Raw genomic sequence first — 4,508 nt, forward strand, 5'->3', positions numbered from 1 at the left:
CCCTCCACCCCACCCACGGGAGGCGCCACGGGCCGCGCACCGGGCCGCCCCCGGTGCGCGGCCCGTTCCCCTGTGCACGAGGTGTGCGCCGGCGGACGCGTCACCAGCCGGTGCGCTGCACCTTGCGCTCGTCCGGCAGCAGGATCCACAGGGCGATGTAGAGCAGGAACTGCGGCCCCGGCAGCAGGCAGGAGACCAGGAAGATCGCGCGCATCGTGTTCGGGGTGGTCCCGAATCGGCGGGCCAGCCCGGCGCACACACCGGCGATCATCCGGTCGTCGCTGGGGCGGACGATTGCGGCCATGGCGGGACTCCTTCGCTCTGGCGGAACACCGTCGTTCGACGGGGACAGATCCACCGTAGGCGAGTGTTACGGGCGAAAGCCTCCCTCTAGGGTGCGATTCCGACCCTGGGAGTCCTCGGGGGCGCACCCTGATCCCGCTTCTCGGGGGATCCCGCACGCCGGGCGCCGGAGCCGTCCCGCCGCGCCGCCGCGCGCAGCCGGGCGCGCAGCGCCGGATAGCACAGCAGATGGACCAGGGCCACGCCCGTGGCGTTGAGCAGCAGCGCGTCCACGTCCGCCACCTGCCCCGGCACCGCGGGCTGCACCAGCTCGATGCCGAGCGAGATCATCGCGGCGGCGAAGACCGTACGCGCCCACGAGCCCAGCCGCGACGCCGCCCGGCCCGCCGCCATCGGCAGCAGTACCCCCAGCGGGGCCAGCAGCGCCAGCCCGCCCCCGATGCCCTCCAGGGCCGCCCGCGGGCCGTCCGCCAGATCGGCGTGGATGGAGGCGAAGGGCCGCAGGTTCGCGGGGGAGACCCAGGGGACGGACAGGGGCCGCAGCGTCAGCCAGCCGACGAACAGCAGGTGGCAGCCGAGGAGTACGAGCCCCGCTGCGCGGATGCGGTGGGCGGCGGAGCCGCCGGGGTGATGGCGCTGCACGGCGACACAGACGCACACGGCGCGCGCCGCGGTTCCGCCCTCTCGAACACGCCGGTGCGCGGTGCGGGAGCCGGGCGCGGGACGGCGGGCGCCCGGCGCCCGGCGCCCTACGGGAGCGGGGTGCCCGCGGTCTTCGCCACCTCGGGGCTGCCGCGCAGGGCGTCGGTGCAGGAGTAGCGCAGCGGAGGTTCCCCGCCGCCGTCCCGGGCCGGGCCGCCGAGCACCACCGAGCCGTCCCGGCCGACGGCGGCCGTGCCCGTCAACGTGCAGACGATCTGGGCCAGCGCGAAGGACGGCAGCCCGCCGGGATCCCGGCTCAGCCGCAGCGTCTGCCCGGGGTCGCCGTCCCCGGGCCCGTCGATCTCAAGATCTCCGGGGACGGAGCTGCCGAAGCCCGCCTCCCGCTCGGCCCGGGACGGATTCCTGCGCAACTCCCTCAGCAGCTCGCGGGCCGTCTCCAGCCGGGCCTCCGAGCCCGGCTCCGAACCCGGCTCCGAGCCGCCCGGTGCCACGGTGCGCTCCACCGCCGAGACGTTGCCGCCGCAGACCAGGAAGACGTCCGCCCGGACGCCCCCGTCGCCCGGGTCGCGCTCGTCCTCGACGGCGGGAGCCGTGCACGAGGCCCGCGACGGCGCCGGGCCGGCGTCCACCGGCACCGGTGTGGAGCGTATGCCGCATCCGCCGAGCGCGAGCGCGGCCAGGGCGACGGCGCTCGCGCGGAGGCCGGGGGCCGTACGGCGTGTGGTGCTCATCGTCCGTCCTCCCGGTGTGCGCCGCCGCCGTCCGTGCCCGGGGCGGTGCCGGCTTCCCGGCCCGTGTCCCGGCCGGTGTCCGTGTCCGCGTCCCGGCCCTGCTCCGGCGCGAGGCGGCTGGCGTCGCGCGGCAGCCGCAGGGTGAAGACCGCGCCCCCTTCGGGCGCGTTCTCGGCGGTGATGGAACCGCCGTGGATGTGGGCGTTCTCCATGGCGATCGACAGCCCGAGCCCGCTGCCCTCGGAACGGGGGCGGGAGGCGCTGGCCTTGTAGAAGCGGTCGAAGACGTGCGGTAGCACCTCCTCGGGGATGCCGGGGCCGCGGTCGGCGACCCGGATGACCAGCTCGTCCTCGTCCGGACCCGCGCCCTCCGCCGCGGCCTCGCGGGTGCGCACCGACACCCGCACCGGGGAGCCGCCGTGCTTGAGGGCGTTGCCGATCAGATTGGCCAGGATCACGTCCAGGCGGCGCGGGTCGAGCCGCGCGGTGATGCCGCGGTCGGCGTCCAGCTCGACCGCGTCCAGCCAGGCCCGGGCGTCGATGCAGGCGGTCACCTGGTCCGCGACGTCGACGTCGTCGAGCACCAGGCGGGCCGTCCCCGCGTCGAAGCGGGTGACCTCCATCAGGTTCTCCACCAGGTCGTTCAGCCGCCGGGTCTCGCTGACGACCAGGGTGACCGCGGGCGCGATCATCGGGTCGAGCGAGTCGATCTCGTCCTCCAGGACCTCGGTGACGGCGGTGATCGCGGTCAGCGGCGTGCGCAGCTCGTGCGACATGTCCGCCACGAAGCGGCGGCTGGACTCCTCGCGGGCGCTCAGTTCGGCCACCCGGTGCTCCAGTGCCTCGGCGGTGCGGTTGAACGTCCTGGACAATTCGGCCAGTTCGTCCTTCCCCGACACCCTCAGCCGGGTGTCCAGCCGCCCCTCGCCCAGCCTCCGCGCCGCCTCGCCCAGCCGCTGCACGGGCCGCAGCACCGTGGTGGCGGCGGCCTGCGCCAGCAGGGCGGAGCCGACCAGGGCCAGCGCGGTGGCGATCCCCAGCGACCAGGCCAGGGAGCTCAGGTCGTCCCGCTCGGGGGCGAGCGACTTGAACATGTAGCCCGTCGGCCCGCCGCCGATCACGGTCGCACCGCCCACCAGATAAGGTTCGCCGTCCACCGTGATCCGCTGCCAGTACAGGTGGTAGGGGGCCTTGTTGACGGCGTCGAGCGGACGCTTCTCGGCGACGGCCGAGCGCAGTGTCCCGGGCACGTCGTCCAGGGTGAACCCCGGATCGGACACGGCCTCGCAGCGCGAGCCGTCGGCCTGCTCCCCGACCAGCACCACCTCGTACCGCTGGGTGCTGTTGGCCATGGTGCCGGCCGTCTCCCGCAGCGCGTCGCAGGCCGGCCGGCGGGGAAGGGATCCGGCGCTGTCGCCCAGCGATTCGCGGAAGTCGTTGAGGGCGGCGTTCTGCGCCCGGGTCAGGACGGCGTCGCGGTTGATCCAGTACGCGATGCCGGAGACGGCCACCGCGGCGGTCAGCGCGACCAGCGCGAAGACCACCACCAGCCGCAGCCGCAGACTCGTCAGCCGCAGCGACCCGGTGATCCTGCCCAGGGAGCCGCTCACGGCGCCTCCCGGCGGGTCCGGCCGCGCCGGGGCGCGAACGCGGGCGTGGGAGCGGGTATCGGCGCCGGGCTCCCGCCGGCCTCGTACGCGCCTGTCACGCCGGGGGGTCCAGCCGGTAGCCGACCCCGCGCACCGTGCGGATCAGCGTCGGCGAGGAGGGGACGTCCTCGACCTTGGCGCGCAGCCGCTGGACGCACGCGTCGACCAGCCGGGAGTCGCCGAGGTAGTCGTGCTCCCACACCAGCCGCAGCAGCTGCTGACGCGACAGCGCCTGCCCGGGGCGGCGGCTCAGCTCCAGCAGCAGCCGCAGCTCGGTCGGGGTGAGCTGGAGGTCCCTGCCGTTCTTGGTCACCGTCATCGCCGAGCGGTCGATGACCAGCGCGCCGAAGACCGCCGAGTCGTTCGCCTCCCGCTCGCCGCGCCGCATCACCGCGCGGATGCGGGCGTCCAGCACCCGTCCCTGCACCGGCTTGACCACGTAGTCGTCCGCGCCCGACTCCAGACCGACCACGACGTCGATGTCGTCGCTGCGCGCGGTCAGCAGGATGATCGGCAGCTGGTCGGTGCGCCGGATGCGGCGGCACACCTCGAAACCGTCGATGCCGGGCAGCATGACGTCCAGCACGATCAGGTCGGGCCTCTGTTCGCGCAGCAGCTTGAGGCCGTCCTCGCCCGAGGCAGCGGTCACCACGCGGTGGCCCTGCCGGGTCAGCCCCATCTCCAGGGCGGTGCGGACGGCCTCGTCGTCCTCGATCAGCAACAGGAAAGGCACGCGCGCCATTCTGGCCCATCCGGTGCCCGTACTTCGACCGGCCGGTGAACGGAGCGCGAACGCGGGCGGGTCACGGCCCTCCCCGCCTCTGTGACACCCCTGTGACAGACGGCGGACCCGGCGATGAAACTGCCCCGGCAGTGTATTGGGCGTACTCGGCACGGACCGAGCGCACAGGCCGGTTCCACAAAGGGGGGCGCGAGATGAGCACACTGCACCGCAACATCACCAGCGCGGTTGTCCACACGCGTCTGCACACTCCCGTGGTTCCGGCGCAGGCCGGGGGGAAATCCGGCGCCGCGGGCGCTTCGGGGTGCGAGCGGGGCGCCGGCCGCCGGCGGCCGGCGCACATCGCCGCCGCGCCCGAGCCGGCCGCGCCCGAGCCGGCCGTGGCGAGCCGGGGGGAGGAAGCGCACGGGGAGGCAGCGG

5 protein-coding genes and 1 pseudogene are annotated in these 4,508 nt (G+C 74.9%); 1 reads left to right on the plus strand and 5 read right to left on the minus strand.

Annotated elements, in window-relative coordinates:
- Positions 1–100: 100 nt before the first annotated feature.
- From L7D48_RS26280 to afsQ1, 5 genes are all read right to left on the minus strand, one after another.
- Positions 101–304 carry a PspC domain-containing protein gene (locus L7D48_RS26280; protein WP_101256442.1) on the minus strand — a complete coding sequence of 68 codons (204 nt, stop codon included), beginning with the start codon at positions 302–304 and terminating at the stop codon, positions 101–103.
- An 86-nt stretch (positions 305–390) separates the two neighbouring features.
- Positions 391–945 (minus strand): VanZ family protein, encoded by a 555-nt coding sequence (locus tag L7D48_RS26285; RefSeq protein WP_237883195.1) that lies wholly within the window; start codon positions 943–945, stop codon positions 391–393.
- Positions 946–1,052: 107 nt separating this feature from the next.
- On the minus strand, positions 1,053–1,697 hold the full coding sequence (locus L7D48_RS26290; protein ID WP_237883197.1) for a hypothetical protein: 645 nt from the start codon (positions 1,695–1,697) through the stop codon (positions 1,053–1,055).
- Positions 1,694–3,307, minus strand: coding sequence for a HAMP domain-containing sensor histidine kinase (locus L7D48_RS26295; RefSeq protein ID WP_237883199.1), 1,614 nt, complete (start codon positions 3,305–3,307; stop codon positions 1,694–1,696). The genes L7D48_RS26290 and L7D48_RS26295 overlap by 4 nt, the downstream gene beginning before the upstream one ends.
- A gap of 94 nt (positions 3,308–3,401) precedes the next feature.
- Complete coding sequence (gene afsQ1 / locus L7D48_RS26300; RefSeq protein WP_206349150.1) at positions 3,402–4,079, minus strand: two-component system response regulator AfsQ1; 678 nt, start codon at positions 4,077–4,079, stop codon at positions 3,402–3,404.
- A gap of 203 nt (positions 4,080–4,282) precedes the next feature.
- Between afsQ1 and L7D48_RS26305 the strand changes: the two are divergent.
- A pseudogene (locus tag L7D48_RS26305) lies at positions 4,283–4,508 on the plus strand (SigE family RNA polymerase sigma factor); the annotation flags it as partial.

It is taken from the genome of Streptomyces sp. ICN903, assembly GCF_022015835.1.
Classification (GTDB): Bacteria; Actinomycetota; Actinomycetes; order Streptomycetales; family Streptomycetaceae; genus Streptomyces; species Streptomyces fenghuangensis.